This is a genomic window from Flammeovirga agarivorans (assembly GCF_012641475.1).
Taxonomy (GTDB): domain Bacteria; phylum Bacteroidota; class Bacteroidia; order Cytophagales; family Flammeovirgaceae; genus Flammeovirga; species Flammeovirga agarivorans.
In genome coordinates this window covers 249781-272670 of sequence record NZ_JABAIL010000005.1, presented here as the reverse complement: position 1 = coordinate 272670, position 22890 = coordinate 249781, and the positions used below count along the sequence as shown (strand labels likewise).

Annotated in this window: 18 protein-coding genes; 8 read left to right on the top strand and 10 right to left on the bottom strand. The window is 35.1% G+C overall.

Annotated elements, in window-relative coordinates; genetic code table 11:
- The first annotated feature begins 41 nt into the window (after positions 1 to 41).
- Positions 42 to 569 (top strand): DUF4199 domain-containing protein, encoded by a 528-nt coding sequence (locus HGP29_RS17250; RefSeq protein WP_168883676.1) that lies wholly within the window; start codon positions 42 to 44, stop codon positions 567 to 569.
- Between the two features lie 17 nt (positions 570 to 586).
- Complete coding sequence (locus HGP29_RS17245; protein ID WP_168883675.1) at positions 587 to 1558, top strand: glycosyltransferase family 2 protein; 972 nt, start codon at positions 587 to 589, stop codon at positions 1556 to 1558.
- 81 nt (positions 1559 to 1639) lie between these two features.
- Here HGP29_RS17245 and HGP29_RS17240 read toward each other — a convergent pair whose 3' ends face one another.
- The 3 genes from HGP29_RS17240 to HGP29_RS17230 all read right to left on the bottom strand — a co-directional run bounded on the left by HGP29_RS17240 (position 1640) and on the right by HGP29_RS17230 (position 7162).
- Positions 1640 to 2197 carry a DUF4136 domain-containing protein gene (locus HGP29_RS17240; RefSeq protein ID WP_168883674.1) on the bottom strand — a complete coding sequence of 186 codons (558 nt, stop codon included), beginning with the start codon at positions 2195 to 2197 and terminating at the stop codon, positions 1640 to 1642.
- Between the two features lie 321 nt (positions 2198 to 2518).
- On the bottom strand, positions 2519 to 4132 hold the full coding sequence (locus HGP29_RS17235; protein WP_168883673.1) for a RagB/SusD family nutrient uptake outer membrane protein: 1614 nt from the start codon (positions 4130 to 4132) through the stop codon (positions 2519 to 2521).
- An 18-nt stretch (positions 4133 to 4150) separates the two neighbouring features.
- The gene (locus tag HGP29_RS17230) at positions 4151 to 7162 is read right to left on the bottom strand and encodes a TonB-dependent receptor domain-containing protein (RefSeq protein WP_211093322.1); all 3012 of its coding nucleotides are present in this window, start codon (positions 7160 to 7162) and stop codon (positions 4151 to 4153) included.
- A gap of 309 nt (positions 7163 to 7471) precedes the next feature.
- Between HGP29_RS17230 and HGP29_RS17225 the strand changes: the two genes are divergently transcribed.
- Together HGP29_RS17225 and HGP29_RS17220 are read left to right on the top strand one after the other, a co-directional pair.
- On the top strand, positions 7472 to 8599 hold the full coding sequence (locus HGP29_RS17225; protein WP_168883671.1) for a sensor histidine kinase: 1128 nt from the start codon (positions 7472 to 7474) through the stop codon (positions 8597 to 8599).
- On the top strand, positions 8592 to 9383 hold the full coding sequence (locus HGP29_RS17220; protein WP_168883670.1) for a LytR/AlgR family response regulator transcription factor: 792 nt from the start codon (positions 8592 to 8594) through the stop codon (positions 9381 to 9383). The genes HGP29_RS17225 and HGP29_RS17220 overlap by 8 nt, the downstream gene beginning before the upstream one ends.
- Positions 9384 to 9448: 65 nt before the next feature.
- Here the strand turns inward: HGP29_RS17220 and mrdA are convergent, their stop codons facing one another.
- The 4 genes from mrdA to HGP29_RS17200 are packed head-to-tail and all read right to left on the bottom strand — an operon-like array spanning position 9449 to position 15003.
- On the bottom strand, positions 9449 to 11407 hold the full coding sequence (gene mrdA, locus HGP29_RS17215; RefSeq protein ID WP_168883669.1) for a penicillin-binding protein 2: 1959 nt from the start codon (positions 11405 to 11407) through the stop codon (positions 9449 to 9451).
- Positions 11408 to 11429: 22 nt separating this feature from the next.
- Entirely contained in the window at positions 11430 to 12464 is a 1035-nt protein-coding gene (locus tag HGP29_RS17210) for a vWA domain-containing protein (protein ID WP_168883668.1), read from the bottom strand.
- 43 nt (positions 12465 to 12507) lie between these two features.
- On the bottom strand, positions 12508 to 14109 hold the full coding sequence (locus HGP29_RS17205; RefSeq protein ID WP_168883667.1) for a DUF1444 family protein: 1602 nt from the start codon (positions 14107 to 14109) through the stop codon (positions 12508 to 12510).
- A gap of 21 nt (positions 14110 to 14130) precedes the next feature.
- Positions 14131 to 15003 (bottom strand): DUF58 domain-containing protein, encoded by an 873-nt coding sequence (locus tag HGP29_RS17200; RefSeq protein ID WP_168883666.1) that lies wholly within the window; start codon positions 15001 to 15003, stop codon positions 14131 to 14133.
- Between the two features lie 155 nt (positions 15004 to 15158).
- Here HGP29_RS17200 and HGP29_RS17195 point away from each other — a divergent pair, with 155 nt between their 5' ends.
- The 3 genes from HGP29_RS17195 to HGP29_RS17185 all read left to right on the top strand — a co-directional run bounded on the left by HGP29_RS17195 (position 15159) and on the right by HGP29_RS17185 (position 18340).
- On the top strand, positions 15159 to 15533 hold the full coding sequence (locus tag HGP29_RS17195) for a DUF4296 domain-containing protein (RefSeq protein ID WP_168883665.1): 375 nt from the start codon (positions 15159 to 15161) through the stop codon (positions 15531 to 15533).
- A 158-nt stretch (positions 15534 to 15691) separates the two neighbouring features.
- Entirely contained in the window at positions 15692 to 17890 is a 2199-nt protein-coding gene (locus HGP29_RS17190) for a B12-binding domain-containing radical SAM protein (protein WP_168883664.1), read from the top strand.
- 153 nt (positions 17891 to 18043) lie between these two features.
- A complete protein-coding gene (locus HGP29_RS17185; RefSeq protein WP_168883663.1) occupies positions 18044 to 18340 on the top strand; it encodes a hypothetical protein in 297 nt (98 codons plus the stop codon).
- Between the two features lie 67 nt (positions 18341 to 18407).
- On the opposite strand, the gene HGP29_RS17180 is transcribed toward HGP29_RS17185, so the two are convergent.
- Positions 18408 to 19028, bottom strand: a complete 621-nt coding sequence (locus HGP29_RS17180; protein WP_168883662.1) for a hypothetical protein — start codon at positions 19026 to 19028, stop codon at positions 18408 to 18410.
- A 189-nt stretch (positions 19029 to 19217) separates the two neighbouring features.
- Positions 19218 to 20603, bottom strand: coding sequence for a sodium:proton antiporter NhaD (gene nhaD / locus HGP29_RS17175; protein ID WP_317169948.1), 1386 nt, complete (start codon positions 20601 to 20603; stop codon positions 19218 to 19220).
- 163 nt (positions 20604 to 20766) lie between these two features.
- Here nhaD and HGP29_RS17170 point away from each other — a divergent pair, with 163 nt between their 5' ends.
- Complete coding sequence (locus HGP29_RS17170; protein WP_168883661.1) at positions 20767 to 21390, top strand: CatA-like O-acetyltransferase; 624 nt, start codon at positions 20767 to 20769, stop codon at positions 21388 to 21390.
- 48 nt (positions 21391 to 21438) lie between these two features.
- On the opposite strand, the gene mgtE is transcribed toward HGP29_RS17170, so the two are convergent.
- Positions 21439 to 22836 (bottom strand): magnesium transporter, encoded by a 1398-nt coding sequence (mgtE, locus tag HGP29_RS17165; RefSeq protein WP_168883660.1) that lies wholly within the window; start codon positions 22834 to 22836, stop codon positions 21439 to 21441.
- Positions 22837 to 22890: the final 54 nt, after the last annotated feature.

Genomic DNA, 22890 nt, shown 5'->3' with positions numbered 1-22890 from the left:
TCAATTCTAATGCCTATTTTTATAAAAATTTGCAACTCGATATGAACGAACTACCACAAAAAAGAACGTTTGCCATTAAATACGGGGCTATCGTTGGTGTATTTAGTTTTGGATATAGTGTACTTCTTTCCACACTTGGAAAAACACAAGATCCGTTTCTACAATACTTAAATATATTAGTGATTGTTACAGCAACATTTTTTGCTTACAGAGAATATAAATTTCATAGTGGAGGATATTTAAACTACAAAGATGGAGTAAAGTTAGGTACTTTACTTTCTTTTATCGGAGCATTAATCACTGGAGTTTTAAATTACTTATATGTAAAATTCCTTGATGATTCTGCCATTATGCAAGCCATAGAACAAACAAGAGTAGAACTAGAAAAGCAACCTCAATTAACTGATGAACAAATTGACCAAGCCATAGAATTATCACAATGGTTGGCACTTACTCCTATTCCCTATTTATTGAGTGTTGTTTTATATACCTTCTTAGGTTTTCTACTAGCATTAGCCATTTCTTACTTTATGAAACAAGAAGTAGGAAAAGATGGATATAATTTCTAGAAATAAATCATCAGTTCATGACTGAAAAAAATAAAATAGATGTATCCGTTGTGGTACCACTGCTCAATGAAGCAGAATCTTTACCTGAGTTGGTAGAATGGATCAATAGAGTTTTTGAACAAGAAAACATCAATGGAGAAGTTTGTCTTGTTGATGACGGAAGTACAGATAATTCATGGGAAGTGATTCAGGAATTAAAGAAGAAATTTCCTTGGGTAAAAGGTTTACGTTTTCTTAGAAACTACGGTAAATCTGCAGCCCTTCAAATGGGTTTTCAAGAAGTAGAAGGAGAAGTAGTAATTACTATGGATGCTGACCTTCAAGATAGCCCTGATGAAATCCCAGAACTTCGTAGAATGATCTTGGAAGATGGCTATGATTTAGTATCAGGCTGGAAGGAAAAACGATACGATCCTATTACAAAAACACTTCCTACAAAGCTTTTCAATGCCGCTACAAGAGCTGTTTCCGATATACAACTGCATGACTTCAATTGTGGACTAAAAGCCTACAAAAAAGATGTGGTGAAAGTGATTGAGGTGTATGGTGAAATGCATAGGTATATTCCAGTTATCGCTAAATGGAATGGTTTCGGGAAAATTGGTGAAAAATCAGTTGCCCACCAAGCTAGAAAATATGGAACAACCAAGTTTGGTCTTGAGCGTTTTGTCAATGGATTTTTAGACTTAATGTCTATTACTTTTGTTTCTAAGTTCAAGAAAGCTCCAATGCATTTCTTTGGCTCATTAGGTTCTGTTTCCTTTTTAACGGGTACTATTGCTGCACTTTGGTTGATCCTTGAAAAGGTATACCTTTCTATCAACAACCTTCCTATTCAGAGAGAAGTAACAGAACAACCGCTTTTCTATTTGGCACTTACAGCGGTAGTCATAGGTTCCCAAATGTTTATGACAGGTTTTATTGCCGAAATGGTTTCACTCAACCAAAGCAATCGAAATGACTATCATATCAAAGATCGAATTGATTAATTAATAGATATAGCAATAAAAAAATCCCAGTAACATCATCTCGATATTACTGGGATTTTTCTTTACAATGAGTTGAACTTTTTAGTTCTTCATTGGATATTTATTAAAGATACTTTTTACAAATCTGTTGATGTTTCTCTCTCTTACTACAGGGTTCTCTTGCTTCTCTGGAACAGTTCCTACAGCAGCAGCTTCCCAAAGTAATTTTCGAGCTTGTGTATCAAATACATCTACTACAAAAGTACCTTCAGTGTAATCGTACTCAGAGTAGTGCGTAGCACCCATACCCCAAGGTCCGTACCATCCGCCGTATCCAGCGTTATATGATGTTACACTTTTCTTTTCCTTCGTTGTGAATACCATTCCAACCTGTAAATCTGCAGTTGTATCTTGCTCAGAATAAGTATATCCTAACGATTGCATATTTGTTATGACAGCGTTTTTGATACGCTCACGGTCAAATTCATTCACTTTGGCATTTGTTTTTTGCCAAGGTAAAACACTAAATGTTTTGTATTGAGTGAAATTTGTACCTGGTTTATAATCTGTATAAATCTTTGCCGATGAACATGAAGTAACAATAAAGGCTAATCCAATAAAAGCCGATACCGTTATCAGTAAATTTTTTATGTTTTTCATAATAGTAATATTTTGATTGCTTAGCTGATAGATCTTCTTAAACTTAGTTCTCAGCTATAAATATTGTAAATACTACCGAGATCTTTATTAGTATTTTACTCTTTTAAACGATCAAAGATTTAATGTTTAGTAAAAATTAAGAATCAACACAATATCTTAACAATTTCAACCAAGATATTCTCTAAAAACATAAATTACAGTGTTACAACATTGATGTAGGTTAATTTATCATAGTCTTATAAAAAAAACAGGCAGAGAGACATAGTCCCTCTGCTTGTTACAATTCATTGTCCGTTATATTATTATTCACCTAAATTCTTATTAGTCTACGTCCCACCATAGAGAAGTACCACCTGCGTCAACTGACCCTGAAATAGGGCTAGTTACTTTATGTGTACTTTCTGCCTCTAGGTTTTTGATACCGTTAGCGTAAGAAGTAGCATTGTTTACTGCTTCACCGTCAGGGTATCTTAAACGTTTGATAGTTTCACCTGCAGGAACATCTCCGTTACTCTTGTTGTATTTCACAGGGAAAATATGAGGGAAACCTGTTCTTCTGTATTCAGCCCATGCTTCCATTCCTTCTGGGAACATTGCAATCCACTTTTGAGTAATAATTTGCTCTAAAGCTCTTGAAGCATCATACTTGATAGTAACATCACTTGCAGCTTCAATACTGTAATCTGTACCATAAGTAGCATCAGATACATCTACATAATCCGCAGGAACACTAGTATCATCTGCTAAGTAAGCATCAGCTTGATCAGCAATACCATGTTGAGTGAAAGATTGTCTCACGCCTTCTTCATATAAAGCTTGAGCAGTTCCACCAACGTTCCATCCTTTTAATGCTGCTTCTGCTCTTAAGAAATACACTTCAGCAGAAGTCATTAATACGATATTAGTAGTTTGGTTGATGAAGTCAGGATTGATTCTAGAGTAGTATTGGTAATCACCACGACCATCAGGTAAATCAATACCAGAACGTACACCTGCAAAACCAGTTTTGATTGGAGAACCATCTTCTGGTCCACCTGCCTCAGTAAAGTATACTGCTGTTCTTGGGTCACTGTAACCTGTTAAGATAGATTCCATATCAGCACCCATTTTGATATCACCCCATCCTTCAGAAATTGTCGCTAATGGATGAACGATTGAAGCATTAACTCTGGCGATATCATCACCTTCAAATACACCTGTAGCAACTGCTTCTTCAGCATATTGTTTAGCTTTATCTGGAGCAACGTTAGAGATTCTCATTGCTAATCTTAACTTAAGAGAAGCTGCTAACTTTTTCCACATTAAGAAATCTCCTTGGTATAAATCATCTACTGCAGAGAATGTAGGAATTTGCTCAGGATTATCACCAATATTAGCGATAGCTAAATCCAACTCAGCAAAGAACTTGTCATAGATCTCAGATTGCTTATCATAAGTTACCTCTGGAGAACCATAATCTACATAAGGGATTGGACCGTAGATATCAGTCATTCTGTGCATACCTAATACTTTAAGTACTAGTGCTGGAGAATATAATCTTGGTGTTAAATCCTCTGAGATTAAGTCAATTGCATTTGCCGGTGACATTACATTTTCATATCCGATTGACCAAGGCCAGAAGTTCCAGATTAAGTTGTAATGCGTTGCATTTGAGTTTGCTGCAAATGGAGTTGGAGGAGCCATGTAACCTGAAAACACATCACCATTCAAGTTTTGTTGTACCTGCCACTTCCAGTTCGAGTTATCAAAGTTGAAGTAAATCGAACGTGATAACTGAGGGAAGAAACCATTTACTAAGTTACCGTCTGCTAATAGCTCTTCGTTTGTTGGCTTGTTAGGATCATTATTAATTTCTTCGAAATTACTAGTACATCCTGTAAATACACCTGCTGCTAAAACAGTAGGTAGAATATATTTTTTTAAAACTGTTTTCATTGTAGTCGATCTTTTAGATTAGAAGTTTACTCTTAAGTTCAAACCTACGCTTCTTGTAGTTGGTAAACCGAAGAAGTTAAGACCTTGAACACCTGCACCTGTTGACATTACTACATCTGGATCGAATGGTGCTGCATTGTAGAAGAAGAATAAGTTTCTACCAATTGCTGATAACGTTACATCACTAAGAGGACCAACTTTGTCGAAAGTATAACCGATTGATAATTCTCTTAATCTTACGTTTGTTTGATCATATAAGTACTGAGAAGTAACATTTGATCTACCAGCAGTCGCTTGTAAGTATCCTAGAGGATCGAATTGGTTACCTTCTACTGTTACTGTACCTGTGTTTTCTACAGCGTTAGCAAATTCAATTGAAGTACCCTCTGCATCCATGTAAGAGTTAGTCAATGATAATACTTGACCACCAAACTTACCATCAATTACCATGTTTAAAGTAAATCCTTTGTACTTTAATGTGTTTGTCCAACCTGCGATTAAGTTAGGGTTAGAGTTTGACTTCTTAGCACTTTCTGGATCTAAAGAACCTGATGAAGGAAGACCGTCATCACCGATGATCATGTTACCATCCTCGTCTCTTGCAAAGTCAGCAGTCCAGATTTCACCAATTGCTCCACCTTTTCTTAATACTTGCATGTAGTTGATGTTACCACCATTAGTTACGATATCAAATTCTGCTTCAGTACCGTCAGCTCTTGTATAAAGCTCTTTGATTTCGTTTACGTTTCTTGCGAAGTTAAATGTAGTACTCCAAGTAAGATCACCTTGTGAAACTGGCATAGCTGAGATTGATAATTCAAAACCTCTGTTTTCAACATCACCTGCGTTCACATAGCTATATTGGAATCCTGAAGAACCTGTTGGGTTAGCTACACGGAATAACTGGTTTACAGTGTTCGTTTTGTAGAAGTTAGCATCCATGTATAATAAACCATTGAATAATTCTAACTCTGCACCGAATTCAATTGAAGTAGAAAGCTCAGGCTTTAAGTTAGCCGCTGGCTCAGTATCAGCAAATTTCAAGTTACCATTGAAGTCAACCTCATGTTGTAGAGTTGTTACACCTGGTTGAGCATCGTTACCTAGTACTGTATAGTTACCTCTAACTTTCGCTAATGAAATTACGTCTGGTAAATCCATCATCTTGTTAAGAACTGCTGTTAAACCTACTGAAGGGTAGAAGTAAGAATTATTGTTTGATGGTAATGTAGATGACCAGTCATTTCTACCTGCTACGTCTAAGTATAACATATCTCTCCAACCAAGTGTAGCACTTGCGAATACTGATTGTACTTGACGTTGTAAGTAAGTTTCAGTTGGAACCATACCTTCTGGTAAAGCTGATACAGTAAAGATGTTTGTGTATCTAATTGATCTCTTATCAGAAGTTACTCTTTGTAAAGTATTTTCCTCATCACGGATTGAAGAACCTAATAAAGCAGTTACATTGAAATCATTGAATTGCTTATTGAAGTTTAAGATCGCATCAGCATAAATCATAGTGTTAGAGAAATCATCTCTGAAGTAACCACCATATGATAAACCTGTGATCGGATCCGCTGAGATATTGATTGGGTTAGTAGTAGCATGTGCTTTTCTTTCCCAAACGTCTTGAGTTGCATCAATGTTAGCACGACCTTGCAATGAAAGGAATTCGTTGAAGTTATACTTCGCTGAACCTGATAACATGAAACGGTTACGAATATCTTCTGTTTGTGCTTTGTTCAATAACCAGTAAGGGTTTTCGTTACCAATTTCTGATTTTACAGTTGCTGGATAGTTTTGCTCGTAAATCTTTCTGTCTGAGTTCCAAGTTTGGTAGTTATTAGTTAACTCATCATTTGAGATAGATCTAGATGATAAGTAAGAACTATAGATAGGGTTCATGTACGCACCAGCTGTTGGTCTATTGATACCTTTTTGGTTGATGTAGTTTGCAGAAACTCTCATTTCTAACTTGTCATTCAAACCTTTTGTAGTAGCGTTGAATGAGAAGTTGTTTTTATTGAAAGTGTTTGTTGGCATTACTCCGTTTGCAGTAGTATTTGCATAAGAAGCATAGAATTGTGATTTCTCTCCACCTTGAGTATATGATAATGAATTTACCCAAGTAGTTCCAGTTTTGTAGAAGTCATCTGCAGTGTGAGCATTGTGGTTGATTGCATTTCCTTCAGCATCATATTTTGATTGCATTTCAGGATACATGTAAGCTTGCTCTGCAGTAAAGTTTGATGAGTAAGTTAAGTTAGAGTAACCAGGACGTCCTTTCTTTGTAGTAATCATGATTACACCGTTTGCCGCTTGTGAACCATAAAGAACAGACGCTGCAGCACCTTTTAAGATGTTGATTGACTCGATGTCTTCTGGGTTGATGTTTGAGATACCATCACCACCATCACGACCTGGGTTTTCAATCTCACCTGGTTGGGTAGCACCTTGACCTGCCATTGGCACACCATCAATTACATATAAAGGAGAAGAATCACCTTTTGCAGAACGGTTACCTCTTAAGTTGATTTTTACTGATCCACCAGCACCAGAACCACTTCTTGATAACTGTAAACCAGCTACACGACCAGAAAGCGAGTTCATTACGTTTGGATCTTTAGCAGTAATTAGATCTTCAGAACTTACTGATTGAGTTGAGTAAGTTAAACTTTCTGCAGATCTTTCAACACCTAGTGCTGTTACTACAACTTCTTCTAATTGTTCAGCATCTACTTCTAATGATACTGAAAACTCTGACTGGTTTCCTACTACAATTTCTTGTGATAAGTATCCTACATAAGAGAATACTAAAGTAGTTCCGTCGGCAACTGATAAAGAGAAAGCTCCGTTAAAATCAGTTGTTGTTCCTGTAGTCGTACCTTTAACTAGTACGTTTACCCCTGGAAGTGGTTCAGAAGAGCCGTTTTCGGTTACTGTACCTTTCACAACACGGTCTTGTGCGTGAATTGTGTTTGCCATAAGCAGCAAACTAATAAACATTGTTAGTAGTCTGAATTTCATATTGAACTGAAGGTTAGATGAACAGACGATGCAGGCAAATCATTAAATTAGTATTTTTGGCCTACAAGCAAAGGAAACACTCCCTTGCACATTCTTGATATCGTAAATGTATATCAGACACTTAAGGAATTTTAAAAAAATAGATTAACAGTCATTAAAGTATGCTATACAGCACAATTTTTAGGATAAACTGCATTCATCCCTAGATGAACGTCATAAAATCCTATATTTAATGCAATAAATCTAAAATAATTGTTTCATCAACGCTTATCTTGTATTTAGCTTTTATTAAACAATAGACGTTAAATAATGGCAATACAAACAAAAAATAAGTTATTTGATGAGAAGATAAATATTCTAGACCATCTACCTGAATCAATGTCTTTGAAATTGAATAAACCAATCATACAGCATTCCATCTTCTGGATCATCTACTTTGTATTAAATGGTCTAAGATGGGGCAGTTATTATGATGACTACACTTACTCTTTCCAGTCCAACCTTATAGGCTTTGCGATACATATACCATTATCGTATTATCATGCCTATTATTTATTACCGAAATACATACCTAATAAGAAGTACTTTATGTACATCTTTCAATTAAGTATCGCTTTGGTAATTATGATGTACTTAAAAGTATTCCTTACCCAACAGTTTTTATTACCTGTTTGGCCAGAAGCGGGTACTCAAGCTGAAATATTTAGTGCGAACCATGTTATTGCCATTATCACCGGTGAGCTCTATGTTTTAGGTATTACTACATCTATTGCTCTAACACAAAACTGGATAGCCAACCAAAAGAAGACTAGAGAGCTTGAAAAACAGAATATGATGACGGAACTGAACTTATTAAAGAGTCAGATTCAGCCACACTTCTTATTCAATACACTTAATAATATCTATTCTCTTACTTTAGATAAAAGTGATGAGGCATCTGATGCTGTGATGAAACTATCAGAGCTGATGAGTTATATGCTGTATCAAAAAGAAACAAGGGTAAACCTAGAGGACGAGCTATATTATATGCAAAGCTATCTGGATCTTGAAAAACTTAGATTCGGAAATCGCCTAATTATGACTTTTAATGTAGAAGGAGAAGCAGGAAATGTAAGAGTTCCTCAACTTTTATTCTTACCTTTTATAGAAAATACATTTAAACACGGGGTAAAGAACAAGCTCAATGAAATCAAAATTGAATTGAACTTGAAGATTTCGGATGATTTTATCACATTTGAAGTAGAGAATCCAAGTATTGATCAAACCCCACTCCCTTTCAACCTGCCTGTTCAAACGAAAAAAACCAAAACCGGCGGATTCGGACTTGCTAATGCAAGAAGACGACTAGGACTACTATATGATGATCGATACAGCCTTGACATTAATGATGGAGAGGAGAAGTTTAAAGTAACGCTTAAAATTCCACGAGATGAGTAAAATTAAATGTCTGATTGTTGATGATGAGCCTCTAGCAATAAAAGTGATTGAAAATTACTTAATGAGGTTGAACGAGTTTGAGATCGTGGCAAAATGTGAAAGTGCTATAGAAGCATTCAACGTACTACAGAATCAGAAAATAGATTTAATGTTCTTAGATATCAATATGCCAATGCTAACAGGTATTGACTTTGTAAAATCTTTAGAACAAAAACCTGAAGTAATTTTAACTACTGCTTACAGAGAATATGCATTAGAAGGCTTTGAAATTTCTGCATTAGATTACCTTCTAAAGCCTATTTCATTCCAGAGATTTTTAAAAGCAGCTAATAAAGCATCAAAATTAATTCAGACCAAAGAAGCCGCAAAAGGTAATATATCAACGGCAACTACTTCTAGTAGTAGTCCAAAAGTGACTTCAACAACTACAGCGAAATCATCATCTGATGAAGATGCTTTTATCTTCCTCAAGGTGGAAAAGAAGATGGTAAAAGTAAAGTTGGATGATATTATCTATATGGAGAGTCTAAAGGACTACCTAAGAGTCTACACGAAAGACCAAGAAATGGTTGTTCATTATACCCTCACAAAAATTCTTGAAAACCTACCAGAAGATGAATTCATCAGAGTTCATCGTTCATTTGCAATTTCCCTCAATAAGGTAAATGCCATTGAAGGTAATCAGGTAGAACTTAAAAATGGTAAAATGCTCCCAATAGGAAGACTTTATCAACAAGTCGTTAAAGATACTATCTATAGTAAAGGTATTATGCCGACCAATTAATAGATTTTATAAGTGAATAAAAAAGGATAATTAGAGTAAAGCACTCTTAATTATCCTTTTTTTATTTATTCATCTGTCGATGTTGTTACTCGAATGGAATCTTGTTGGGCTGCCTGCTGAGCTCTCTTCGCTTGAAGTTCTTTCATTCTGGCTTTTTGCTTTTCTCTACGTTCTTTCAACAACCTTTCTTTCTCCTTTCTTGCTTCTTCTTTAGCAATTAGGTCTCCGTTGTAAACATATTTTTCAAGATAAGGACGTTTTACTTCACCGTTTACGTACTTCTCCATCATTAAACTTGCAATAGGTGCAGCCCATGTACCACCAAAACCTGCATTCTCTACATATACAGCAATGGCAATTTGAGGTTTATCAAGTGGAGCAAAACCCATAAAAATAGAATGGTCTTCTCCATGAGGGTTTTGAGCAGTACCTGTTTTACCACAAATGACAAGATCATTACTGAATGCTCTTCGGGCTGTACCTATTCTTGGAACTTCAGACATAGCCCTTGCAATATGATCCACATATTCAGGTTTTACATCTACTTGATGCTTTACTTTATATTGTTGTAGTGGTCCTTCACCACCAATATCTTTAATGATATGAGGCGTATAATAATGTCCTCTATTAGCGATAATTGCTCCTAAGTTAGCTAATTGGATAGGCATAGCCAATACCTCTCCTTGACCAATACTAATAGAGTGAATAGTACTGATTTTCCATCCTCCACCTTTATAAATTCTATCATAAAGGTTTGAACTAGGTACTAAACCACCTTTTTCATAAGGCATATCTACACCAAGCTTCACACCAAGACCATATCCTTTTACCTCTTCCCTCCATGTATCTAGAGTTTGTCTTAATACATCTGAAGTCTCATACCGCTTACCTTCATCATCTAACAAACGACGAATTTCTTGATAATACCAAGGGTTACATGAATTGATAATGGACCCTGCCACATTCAAAGGTGTTTTGTGATCATGGCAACCTACCAATCGTTTATTACAACTGAAGTAAGTGGTAAGCGTATCAATTGCTCCTTTTTGTAGACCGATTAACGCCATCACAGTTTTGAAAGTAGATCCCGGAGGATACCTAGATTGCATAGCACGGTTAAAAAGTGGTTTATTTTTATCTCTTGAGAGACCACCATAATTCTTAGAAACTCTTTTTCCTTCACCCGTTAACTGGTTTGGATCGTATGATGGAGCAGAAATCATGGCTAAGATTTCACCTGTATTAGGATCTAGTGCTACAACAGCACCTTTTTTATTCACCATCAAGTCTTCCCCATATTTTTGTAAGTCAAGATCGATGGATGAAGTTAAAGTAGCTCCTACTCTTGGGATAGTATCAAATTTACCATCTTCAAAAGATCCTTTGGTCACCCCTTTAACGTTTTTCATGATGTAACTTACACCACGCTGTCCTCTAAGTTCTTCTTCATAAAATTTTTCTACACCACTTTTACCGATAAGGTCACCACTCTGGTAATACCCTGCAGTATCACGATCTAAAAATGCTTTTGATACCTCTTTCACATATCCTAATGCATTTGCTAAACTCTGATGTGGATATGATCGAATGGTTCTCGCTTGAATACTTAAACCTTTAAAGCGAATAATTTTATCTTGTATCTTGGCGTATTCTGTTTCCGTCAGCTGCTTTTTTAGTACTGAAGGTTTATACCAAGAATAATATTTCGATTTTTTGATATTATACCTTAACTCCTCCATAGTGTAGTCTAGCATTCCTGCTAATACTACTGAATCCTCTTCTTCTATCTTAAAGTATTTGGGTACAATCATCACATCGAAAACGGCAGCATTTGAAGCCAATAGTTTTCCATTACGGTCGTAGATCATACCTCTTAAAGGATATTCTACCACTCGTTCTACTATGTTTGCTTCAGCTCTTGTCTTATAATTCGTACTAAATACCTGAATGTTTAATAAAACAACCGCATAAGTAATGAATAAGATTGAAAAGCCTGCAATGATATGCCAACGTCTTGATTCCATGTTTTCCTAGTCCCTTCTTTTCTTAGTCTTCCAATGCGTTTGTCATAAATGTACTTTTCAGTGCCATCCACATTAAGAAGAATATCAGTCCCCAAATCAAATAATATTGGTAGAAATCTTTTGTGTCCTTGTATCTTGTTTCTTTGATTTCAGCCTTTTCGTAATTATCAATTCTATCAAAGATTTTTGCTAAGGCTTTATTATTTGTAGCTCTAAAATACTTTCCTTTACCAATTTTCGCAATTTCTCTCAGTGCTGTTTCATCAAGATGTTGCTCAATATATTTTGGTCTACCGAACATATCAGTACCATATGGTACTCTACCTTCTTTACCTACACCAATTGTATATACTTTTACTCCATAGCCATATGCTAATTCTGCAGCCGTCTTCGGGTCAATACTTCCTGCAGTATTCTCACCATCTGATAATAAAATAGCTACTTTTGATTTAGCATCAGACTCTGACATTCTATTAATGGCTACACCTAGTGCAAGACCAATAGCAGTACCATTTTTATCGATCATATTAAAATCGATGTCCTTTACTAAGTTTTTCAGTAAGGTATAATCGGTAGTTAAAGGCGCATAAGAAATCGCTTCTCCAGAGAAAATAACTAAACCTATTCTGTCTTGTACCCTGCCATCAATAAATTTTGCTGCAACTTTTTTTGCTGCTTCTAATCTATTAGGGACAAAGTCTTCGATTTTCATGGAATGGGAAATATCCAATATCAACATGATATCGATACCTTCAGTCCATTGTTCTACTTGCTCATTTGTCTTTTGTGGTCTAGCCAATGCTATCAACATTAAAGCTATCGCTAATGATAAAATAAATGGAGGAATAAATCGTAAAAGTGTACTCCAATCTGCCTTTAGCCTACCTTCTGGTAAAGCTACATCGAGTTTTTGGCGTACTCTATATCGAAGCAACCATCTCAATAAGAATAGAAATGGAACACCTGCAATTAGATAGAGGTAGAACGGATTTTCCCAATCAAAACCCTTTAGTGTGGAAGGTAAAAACCAATCTAATGATAATATATTTTCGTACATAATTTACTGTACTAGCTAAATCGTTTCTTTTATAATCATTTTATTAAGGAGCAACTACATTTACTTCTTTACATTCGGCTCCTTCAAAAGTAAATAGAAGATTCGTGATTGGAGCGTTCCCATAACTGTCATCTAGATACGTTGTATGAACGAGTTTTTGGAATAACTTCAATTGTTCTTCTGTAGAGTTGGCATCTGTTAGATACATCACTGTTCGTCTCGGAATAGCAACAATGATCTTATATGCTCCCATTTTTTTCTGGGCTTCTAAAAGAAAATCTGTATCCAGAATCTTTTCAGCAGAGAAGTCATTACCTGAAGCAGTATAAAATCCAGGACCTGACTCGAAAGGCACTTTAATCTCCTTTAAATTTGCCATCGCTTGTTTGTAAATAGCATCTTCAGATACCTTTTCTTTTTTAAGGTCATCTTTAGTGTAGAACATAAATTGTTCTCCTAAATCATAACCAAAAGCAATTAATGGTAATGGAGCTTTTGAAGATATTGGAAAGTTCTTGAAAATACTGAAATCTTTTCCTACCCAATCACTAGTCTTTAATAATGGGTATATTTCTTTTGATGATTTCGTATTCTCTACTTTTTGTTTAATATCTGCCGGTAGTGTCTTAATTTCTTGAGATACATTTCCACTAAGGCTACTATCAGTAGTTCCATTTTGTGATACTTCAGTCACTGCAGAAACTACATCTTCATGATGGCTTTCTTTTTCAAAATCATCTTCAAGAAGAATAAAAGCTTTATCTTTTTCATTAGCTAAAGCATAAGCAAAACCCTTATTAGCAATATTCTGTAATTTCTTCAGTACAGGTTTAGCTTCTTCTGCTCCACTGCCCGAGTAAATCACTCTATCTAAAAGTTTAAGTTGCTCTTCTAACTTTTTCGAAACTAATACTTTTCCTATCTCTTTAGAAGTTAATGCCTGAATCTCTAAGTTAGTGGCTGCTGCTAAGTATCCTTTCCAAAGTGCTACAGCATCTTCCGTTTCACTACTACTTAATTCTTTTCCTAAGTAAGATTTATAAGAAGAGATAAATGTATCGTAAGCCTTCTGTACTTTTTTCTTTCTCCAGTGTTCTCTTATTTTTCCACCAAATCCAAATACTACTATCAGAGCTATAGCGAAGATAATACCAATGAAAATCATTAGGTAAGGATAATTGAATTCGCGTTGAACTTCTACATAATTCACATCTGCAATTACTTTTGCAGTATCAGGAAGCACTTGAATTAAGTCTTTAAAAAAGACGCCATCTAAATGAGCAAAAAGAGAATCTGTAGTCCCATTTTCCGCAATTAAAACTGGCAAGCCTAATTCATAAACAGAATCAATTTCGTAGGTAGCCAAAGTATAGATCACACAGTCTATACTAACATTGTTTACACTTCGTGTTGGAAAAAATTCCTTATTCAATAATTCGAAGGGTGTGAAGTTATAAGTAGAATCTACAAATAGTACTTCATCATCAGCATTGTGCTCATATCTAAGAGTATATTTAATCTCTTCTCCAAGCATAATACTGTCAGTACTAAACCTACCATAAGGTAACTCCTGCTCATCTTGAGCAACTACGAAGTTTGTAATTAGAAATAAAAGTGTAAAAAATATATTGAATGTCTTCTTCATTGTATCTAGATACTAGAATCTTTATCTTTTTACTCTGTTTCTTACTTTAAACAACTTGATCAATTTAGGGACATAGTCTTCTGCTGCATTGACAAAAACATAGTTACCTCCGTTTCTTCGAACAAGGTCACTAAGTTCCAATCTGTTTTGTGCATAAAACTTATCCAATTTGTCTCTAAACTGTTTTGATGATGTATTTACCCAAATCGTTTTTCCAGCTTCTTTATCATACAAAGGAGCAATACCAATACGAGGAAAAGAAGTTTCTCTATCATCCCCAACATGTACCACTACAAGATCATGCTTTCGGCATAAAGCTTTTAAGTGACGCTCATAATTTTCATCTACAAAATCGGAGATCACAATAATGATACTCTTTCTTTTGATCATTGATAAAGTTTGACCTAAGGCTTTATTGATATTGGTTTTAGGTGATTTCGGTTTCAATCTAAATAATTCACCAATCAATTGATAGGCATGCTTATTCCCTTTATTGGGTTTCACATATCTTTCCTTATCATCAGAGAAGCATAATAGACCAACAGAACTTGCTTCTTTTAATGCCGACATCGCCAACACTCCTGCAATTTCTTTCGTTACATCTATTTTTTTTCTTTGAGGCTTACCAATGTCCTGAGAGGCACTGACATCCACCACAAAAAATACGTTTTGCTCTTTCTCTTCTTTGAATGTTTTCACAAAGGTTCCATGCCCTTTTGCAGTCACATTCCAATCTATATGTCTAATGTCATCTCCGTATTGATACAGGCGGACATCATCAAATTCTAAACCTGAGCCTTTAAATACAGAATGAAAATCCCCTTGCATATGCGAGTTGATCGCTTTTCTAATACGGATTTCATATTTTCTTAACTTCTTGAGTAATTCTTTCATTCCTTTAATTTTAGACTTACTTAGTTACCAAATTTACTTCAACCTTATCGTTGTGAACAACTTGAAAGCTCATTTAACACTATTTAACCACATTTTTTACTACTAGTAACGTTATTAGATTCGAGGTTTTAATGTCTTTAGGTATTTTTGTCACTATGAAAAGATTATTGAATGTACTTGCGTTAGCAATTTTACTTGTAAGCTGTGGTCCTAAAAAAGGTCCAGAAGCACCTGCAGATCTTTTATCAAAAGATGTGATGATCAATGTTTTGGTCGATTTATACAAAGCAGAGGCAACAGTTTCTACGCAACACCTTCCAAAGGATGAAGCAATGAACGCTTATGCTAAATTAGAAGGTAGTATTTATACCAAAAACAATGTAGATTCAACAGTCTTTAATAGAAGTTACGATTTCTATTTGAAAAGCAGAGTTGATGAAGCTGCAGAAATCCAAAAAGCTGTAGTAGATAAACTTAAGTTTGAGAAAGAAGATTTATCAGCAGCAAAAGCATCACAGGATCTAAAATAAAAGTACCTGTTATTAAGATATTGAAGCATCTCTACCCAGAGATGCTTTTTTTATGCCTATTCATAACAATCTTTTCTATCGAAGGTTAACAAAATACGAGATAGTTAACTGATTACTGTATTTTTGCAGTCACAATCATCCGTAAGTTTTCAAAATACATGAGTAACATCAAAACATTATTAATTACCCCTCCATTAACACAGCTGAATACACCTTATCCAGCAACAGCTTATTTGAAGGGATTTTTAAGAGAAAAAAATATTAGTGCAGATCAAGTAGACCTTGGTTTAGAACTAGTATTAAAAATTTTCAGTGTTGATGGATTAACAGCAATTTTTGATCAGGCTGAAGAAGTAATCGAAGAAGCAAACGATAATGCTCAGCGTATTTTTATGTTACAGGATGATTACTTGGAAACCATACATCCAGTTATCCAATTTTTACAAAATAAAGACAATACCTTAGCACATAGTATTTGTCAAGATAGCTTCTTGCCTAGAGCATCAAGGTTCAAACATGTACAGAATGTTGACTGGACTTTTGGTACTATGGGGATCAATGACAAAGCGAGATACCTTGCAACTCTTTATTTAGAAGATCTTGGTGACTTTATCATTGAAACCATCACGGAAGATTTTGGCTTTAGTAGATATGCTGAAAGAATTGCTATGTCAGCAACAAGCTTTACCCCGATCGATGACGCATTACATGAACCAATGCATTTACTTGATGAATGGCTATTAGAAATTCTGGATGAAAAACTACAAAACTCTCAACCAGATTTAGTCGCTTTTACAGTACCATTCCCAGGGAACCTATATGGAGGACTAAAATGTGGTAAGTATATAAAGGAAAATTATCCTGAAATAAACATAGCAATGGGTGGTGGTTATCCTAATACTGAATTGCGTTCATTACAAGATCCAAGAGTATTTCAATATTTGGACTTTATCACATTAGATGATGGAGAAGGCCCACTTCTAAATCTACTTAAGTATTTAGAAGGAAACATCTCTTCCAAGCAGCTCCAAAGAACCTACATGCTTAATGAAGAAGGAGAAGTTCATTTTATTGATCAAAAAGTACAGGATGTAATTACACACTCTGAAGTTGGCACACCAGATTATAGCGACTTATTATTAGACCAATACCTATCGGTAATTGATGTCGCGAATCCTATGCATCGTTTATGGAATGATGGAAGATGGAATAAGCTCACCGTTGCTCATGGCTGTTACTGGAAAAAATGTACTTTCTGTGATATCTCTTTAGACTATATCGGAAGATATGATCCTGCCCCAGCCAAAATGATTGTTGACCGTATTGAACAAATTGTTAATGAAACAGGACAAACTGGTTTTCATTTTGTAGACGAAGCTGCTCCTCCATTAGCACTAAGAGATATTGCTATTGAGATTATCCGGAGAGGAACAAAGATTACATGGTGGGGTAATATACGTTTTGAAAAAACATTTACTCCCGACCTATGTGCATTGCTAGCGGCATCAGGATGTGTTGCAGTTTCAGGTGGTATAGAAGTGGCATCCGATCGTCTTCTGGAATTGATGAAAAAAGGTGTAACTATCAAACAAGCAGCACAAGTAACAAAAGCTTTTAGTGCTGCAGGTATTATGGTTCATGCTTATTTGATGTATGGCTTTCCTACTCAAAACACACAAGAAACTATCGACTCATTAGAAGTTGTAAGACAATTATTCGCCAATCATTGTTTACAATCAGGTTTCTGGCACCGTTTTGCAATGACGGCACATGCACCTGTAGGTTTAAATCCTAATGACTATAAAGTAGAACAAGAAGAGTTTAAATTTGAAGGATTCGCATGGAATGATATTCCTCACAAAGATCCTACAGGAGCCAACCATGAACGCTTTGGCGAAGGGCTAAGAACTTCCATCTTCAATTATATGCATGGTTTAGAACTGGACTTACCTGTTCAACAATGGTTCGATTTCTCTACTTCGTCAACAACTCTGTCTCCAACACTAATTGAAGAAGCACTTACTGAAAATACAAAAAGTGACGACCAATTAGTAAAACACTCTGTATTATGGTTGGGAAAATCTCCTATGGTAGAGATAGACGAAGAGGATCAATGGGGAAAACTTATCTTTATTAATAAGAAAGAAGACCTTGAAATTGAAACTTCAGATGTTCTTGCAGACTGGGTGGCCGGTATGATGGATTCTTTCAGTATCTATAGCGATGATCCTTATTTAAAAATCGAAACGATTAAAGACGATTTCGAAAATGAGACAGGTTTAGACTTTAGTGAATTAATTGAGAGTGAACTGTGGCAAATATTAAGAGAAAATGGGCTCTTAATCGTGAGAATTTAAGTGTTAAAAAAGGTGTGCTCAGTGTTGTTAAAATAAGTTCCAAAATTGTTAATTTGTTAACTTCTATTAGCGAAAACAGGGTAACGTTTTAGGTGTTTTAAGGGTATATATAATTGAAAGTTAAATCAATAAAACCTTTAAAAAATCAACTACATGAAAAAGAAAATCATTGCTATCGCACTTATTATTGCTGGAGTTAATTTCGCTGCAAATGCTGATAATCCACAAAAAAATATTCGTAAAAATTATAAAACAACAACATTAGCACAACGCGATACAAAGTTAAGCATTGAACATGAAGATGATGCTATTACTAAAAAGCGTAAAGGTGCATATTATATTCAAAACCAGGCAGGTGTTAATACATTAGCTGAAGCTGGAAATACTAATCCTGGTAAAACTATTCAACAAGCTCCTGCTAAGTATCCTTACATGAAATGGAGCAAATAGTTTAGCGTTTAAATAAGTTTTAGAAATATATTAAAGCCCTACGGATGAACATCTGTAGGGCTTTTTCTTATTCGTTAGATACCATATAAGGATTTAAGATATAACCTGCTTCTCCTGTTATCAATTCATATTTTACAGTACGAACTCCTCCGGTTGGATGAGCATTACTATCTTTTTCTTTGTATACAGGATAAGTGCGGATAATATCTTTTCTAGTAAATTCAACTTCATCATGTCCCATATACCCCTCAGATAATTCGTCATTTTCTGAAACCGAGGGAACGTAGATTTTACTGTAACTATTATCTCTGTTAGATGACACTCCAATAAGTTTTACATAGGCACCAGATCCTGGAGTTCTTTGTGATATGTAAAGCTCTTCATAACCATCATCATTGAGATCCATTACATTAAATTGTTCTATAGGATCGGTTTGATCAATGTTGATAATATCATTTGAATTCGGAAAGTTCATTCCTTGAATTGAAATGTTACTCACACTGTTAGTAACTCTCTCTTCGGTTAATGTGAACAACATTCCTGATTCTGTCTCTATTGAATGATTAACAATGGTTGAAGTGTAATCTCCAGAAGAGTTATTCACACTCGTGTCTTTTTCATTTTTCTCATTGGTTGTACAACTTGTTGTAAATAAGAATAGTAAGGTAATTATCAACAATGTTCGCATAGCAGTAAATTATGTGGATAAATGAAATTAAGTAAATAAATCAATAATTTTTAGGAATAAGGGTAAAATTCGGGAAATATCAAGAAAACAAAAGTTATCAACAAACAATGTTGATAACTTTTGTTTTCTGTACATAAATCACAAAAATATACATATAAGTTATTCACAAAAGAACACTATTTATGTTTATTACATGAACAGCATTTCTAAATAGAATAATGCAATACCACCTAAATAACCTAATGTGGCTACCCAAGCGATATTTTTGAAATACCAAGTAAAACTGATACGTTCCATTCCCATAGCTGCAACACCTGCAGCAGAACCAATGATTAAAATCGATCCTCCTGTTCCTGATGCATAAGCTAACATTTCCCAGAATTTACCATCAACTACAAAGTTGGCTAATTCGCCAGTTGCTCCAGCTTCAGCAATTGGATACATTCCCATAAATGCTGCAACAATTGGAACGTTATCTACGATTGCCGATAGCACACCAATTAATGTATTCTGGAAATAAATATCAGTAAAATGTTCTTGCATAAAACCAGCCATTACATTTAAATGACCTGCAGAACTTAATGCTCCTACAGCTAATAGAATACCCATTAAAAATAGTACCGTTGGCATGTCAATCTTTTTTAAGATTCTACCAACATTCAATAGACGTTTATCTTCTGCTGTTTTAGAGTGTAACTTAAAATCTGTCATAAACCACATCACTCCCAAACCTAAAAGCATCCCTATAAATGGAGGCAAATGTGTATATGATTTTATTACAGGTACAGCCATTAAAGCACAAAGACCAGCTGTTAAAACAATAATTCTATCTTTTAAAGGAATAAAGGCTTTTGTCTCATCATCCGACATATCTGGAGGATCTATTTCACCTTTAAGTTTTAACATTAAAACTCCCAATGGAACCAACATCGCTACTAAGGAAGGCATAAATATTTCTTCCATAATTTTTAAGGCTGTGATTTGCCCACCAATCCAAAGCATAATCGTTGTAACATCACCAATTGGTGACCAAGCACCACCCGCATTGGCTGATATCACTACCATACTGGCAAAATACCATCGAGTTTCTTTGTCTTGAACTAGCTTATTCAGTACAGCTACGATGACAATTGTTGTGGTTAAGTTATCCAACGCTGCGGATAAGAAAAATGTCATTAAGGAGATAATGGCCAACAGTTTTGGTTTATTTGTTACTCGGATTCTATTGGTAATAATTCGAAAACCTTGGTATTCATCTATTACTTCAACAATTGTCATTGCTCCCATTAAGAAGAAAACGATGGAAGCCATCTCCGACAAATGTTCTGTCAATTCATGATGAACAATAAAATTGATAATGGATTCATGTCCTTTTACATGGCCTGCTTCTAACCAATGCTTCCATGACTCGCTATGTCCAAGGGATAATATTTCATCAGCGCCAATTGCATACAGTGCCCACAACCCGGCACCCATTATTAAAGCGGTCGCTGCTTTGTTGATATGAACGTTATGTTCTAACACAATCAGTATATACCCGAAGATAAAAACTTCGAGCATTAGGTAGTACATCATCTGAAAAAATTTAGGTAATAGTAATTCGCTACGAAAATAGAAGGATGATCGATTAAGTACTAATTTTGCTCAAAAAATGTTAATCATTATTAATAATAAATCAAATTTTGCATGTACTTCTTCTTATTATGCAAAAGAGAATAAACTGATTTTCGGAGAGTAAATGAAAGAACAAAATATAGATCAATGGAAAAGAAAAGAACAATACCTTTTCTTTAAAGATTATTTGAACCCTAATTTTTCATTGACAGCGAATGTTTGTATCGATGGGCTGATCCATCAAAAGGAACACAACAACGCATCGCTACATCATTTATATCACTTTTATATGCTTAAAGTGATGAATGAAATTGAAGAATTTAGATATAGAATCATCAACGATAAAGTATATTATTTTGATGAAGTATATGGTGGGACTACAATATTAAAAGAAGATAAAACCTTTACATTCTGCTACCTCGATTGGTATCCTGATTTTGATCGCTTTACCGACAATGCAAAAAAAGCTATTGATGCTATTAAAAAAGGGAATGCTTTTGAGTTAAAAGAAAACGATTATCCCATTATTCATTGTACAACAATACCATGGGTTGCATTTACAAATATGAGTAACCCTTTGAAGGATAGCGATGCAGAATTTGGCATTCCGAAAGTTACTTTTGGAAAAATCTTTCAACAAGAAGGAAAAAATATGCTTCCTATATGTGTACAAGCTCATCACTCTTTAGTTGATGGATATCATATGGGACAGTTTTTTGATCGAATGGAAAAATATTGTTCTGTATAATTAAAATAGCATTACCGCTTAGAGTGGTAATGCTATTTTTATATAATATCAATGTAACAAAAATGTGGTGGCTAGGCTGAAGTAAATTAAAAGACCTGTAACATCCACAATGGTGGTGATCGCCGGACTTGCAACGACAGCGGGATCTCCTCCAAATTTTCGAACAATAAGCGGTAACCCAGCTCCTATCAACGAAGAAGTAACTACTTGTATCGCTAAAGCAAGACAGATAATAAAAGCTACATAAGCGAGTGATAGACCATCGGGTAAAACCGTATCGAATGATAATAAAGAAACCTTGATATAAGCTATTGCAGAAAGACAAATGGATAACAACATCGATATCCTTACTTCTTTAAAAGTAATCTTTGCCCAATCTTTAGTGGTGACTTCTCCTAAAGATAATGCCCGAATAACCACTGTTGCCGCCTGACTACCCGCGTTACCTCCAGTATCAGCAAGCATAGGCATATATAAAGCTAATATCACCATCTTATCCAATGCCTCTTCAAAATGATGAAGGATCAGTCCGGAAATCATTCCCATAATGGCCAATGAAACCAACCAAATGACCCTTTTTTTAAAATGCTTGACGACAGGTAAATCTAGATAACTTTCATCCTCATCTTCTTCTGCATTAGGTTGAATACCCATCAGACGTTCCATATCCTCAGTTTGTTCGGCAACGATAACATCCATTGCATCATCATGTCGAACAATACCAACTAGTTTACGGTCTGAATTAATAATAGGAAGTGCTAATAGATTATATTTTTCAATCATTTTAGCTACATTCTCTCTATCCTCATGAACATCAGCTGCGACAAAATCAACATGAATAAGATCCTCAATTTTATCTTGTAAATCGGCTATGATCAGGTCTTTTAGAGTCACAAACCCCAGCAATACTTTTTCGTTGTCTACTACATAAGCATAATAGATCATTTTCTTACCTGGTGAGTCGACCTTAATTTTATCTACAGCCTCTCTTACAGTCATCCAGTTTCGAACTGTAGCAAAGTCTGTCGTCATGATACCCCCAGCAGAATCTGCTTCGTATCCACTAAGTTCTATTACATTACTTCTTACCTTTTTGTTGATATAGGGCAATAAGGCCGATTGCTCATCGACTTCCAACCTCTGATAAAAATCCGCTCGTTCGTCAGAACGCATGTCTTCAAAAACTTTTGAAAAAGATCTTTTATCTAGAGTATTAAATATAAAATATTGAAGGTCATGAGAAAGCTCTCCAAAGATTTGTGCTTTTTCCTTTTTAGAAAATAACGAGAAGACAGTAACCATATGGTCTTCATCTACTTTTTCAAGGATCTCTACAATTTCAATGGTAGGTAGTTTTTCTAAAACACCACTTAGTGCATCCCATTCTCCTTGGTCTATGAGTCCCTTTACAATTTCATATCTCTGTTCACTGTTTGTAACCGTCATGTTTTAATTGATGAGATAATATAATTGGTTTAATAAAGCGTATTGAGGGTAAGA

Coding starts and splice junctions, on each gene's coding strand:
- mgtE (WP_168883660.1), bottom strand. CDS start 22,836: ATGACGGTTACAAACAGTGAACAGAGATATGAAATTGTAAAGGGACTC.
- HGP29_RS17230 (WP_211093322.1), bottom strand. CDS start 7,162: ATGAAATTCAGACTACTAACAATGTTTATTAGTTTGCTGCTTATGGCA.
- HGP29_RS17220 (WP_168883670.1), top strand. CDS start 8,592: ATGAGTAAAATTAAATGTCTGATTGTTGATGATGAGCCTCTAGCAATA.
- mrdA (WP_168883669.1), bottom strand. CDS start 11,407: ATGGAATCAAGACGTTGGCATATCATTGCAGGCTTTTCAATCTTATTC.
- HGP29_RS17180 (WP_168883662.1), bottom strand. CDS start 19,028: ATGCGAACATTGTTGATAATTACCTTACTATTCTTATTTACAACAAGT.
- HGP29_RS17240 (WP_168883674.1), bottom strand. CDS start 2,197: ATGAAAAACATAAAAAATTTACTGATAACGGTATCGGCTTTTATTGGA.
- HGP29_RS17170 (WP_168883661.1), top strand. CDS start 20,767: ATGAAAGAACAAAATATAGATCAATGGAAAAGAAAAGAACAATACCTT.
- HGP29_RS17200 (WP_168883666.1), bottom strand. CDS start 15,003: ATGAAAGAATTACTCAAGAAGTTAAGAAAATATGAAATCCGTATTAGA.
- HGP29_RS17235 (WP_168883673.1), bottom strand. CDS start 4,132: ATGAAAACAGTTTTAAAAAAATATATTCTACCTACTGTTTTAGCAGCA.
- HGP29_RS17185 (WP_168883663.1), top strand. CDS start 18,044: ATGAAAAAGAAAATCATTGCTATCGCACTTATTATTGCTGGAGTTAAT.
- nhaD (WP_317169948.1), bottom strand. CDS start 20,603: ATGATGTACTACCTAATGCTCGAAGTTTTTATCTTCGGGTATATACTG.
- HGP29_RS17190 (WP_168883664.1), top strand. CDS start 15,692: ATGAGTAACATCAAAACATTATTAATTACCCCTCCATTAACACAGCTG.
- HGP29_RS17245 (WP_168883675.1), top strand. CDS start 587: ATGACTGAAAAAAATAAAATAGATGTATCCGTTGTGGTACCACTGCTC.
- HGP29_RS17250 (WP_168883676.1), top strand. CDS start 42: ATGAACGAACTACCACAAAAAAGAACGTTTGCCATTAAATACGGGGCT.
- HGP29_RS17225 (WP_168883671.1), top strand. CDS start 7,472: ATGGCAATACAAACAAAAAATAAGTTATTTGATGAGAAGATAAATATT.
- HGP29_RS17205 (WP_168883667.1), bottom strand. CDS start 14,109: ATGAAGAAGACATTCAATATATTTTTTACACTTTTATTTCTAATTACA.
- HGP29_RS17210 (WP_168883668.1), bottom strand. CDS start 12,464: ATGTACGAAAATATATTATCATTAGATTGGTTTTTACCTTCCACACTA.
- HGP29_RS17195 (WP_168883665.1), top strand. CDS start 15,159: ATGAAAAGATTATTGAATGTACTTGCGTTAGCAATTTTACTTGTAAGC.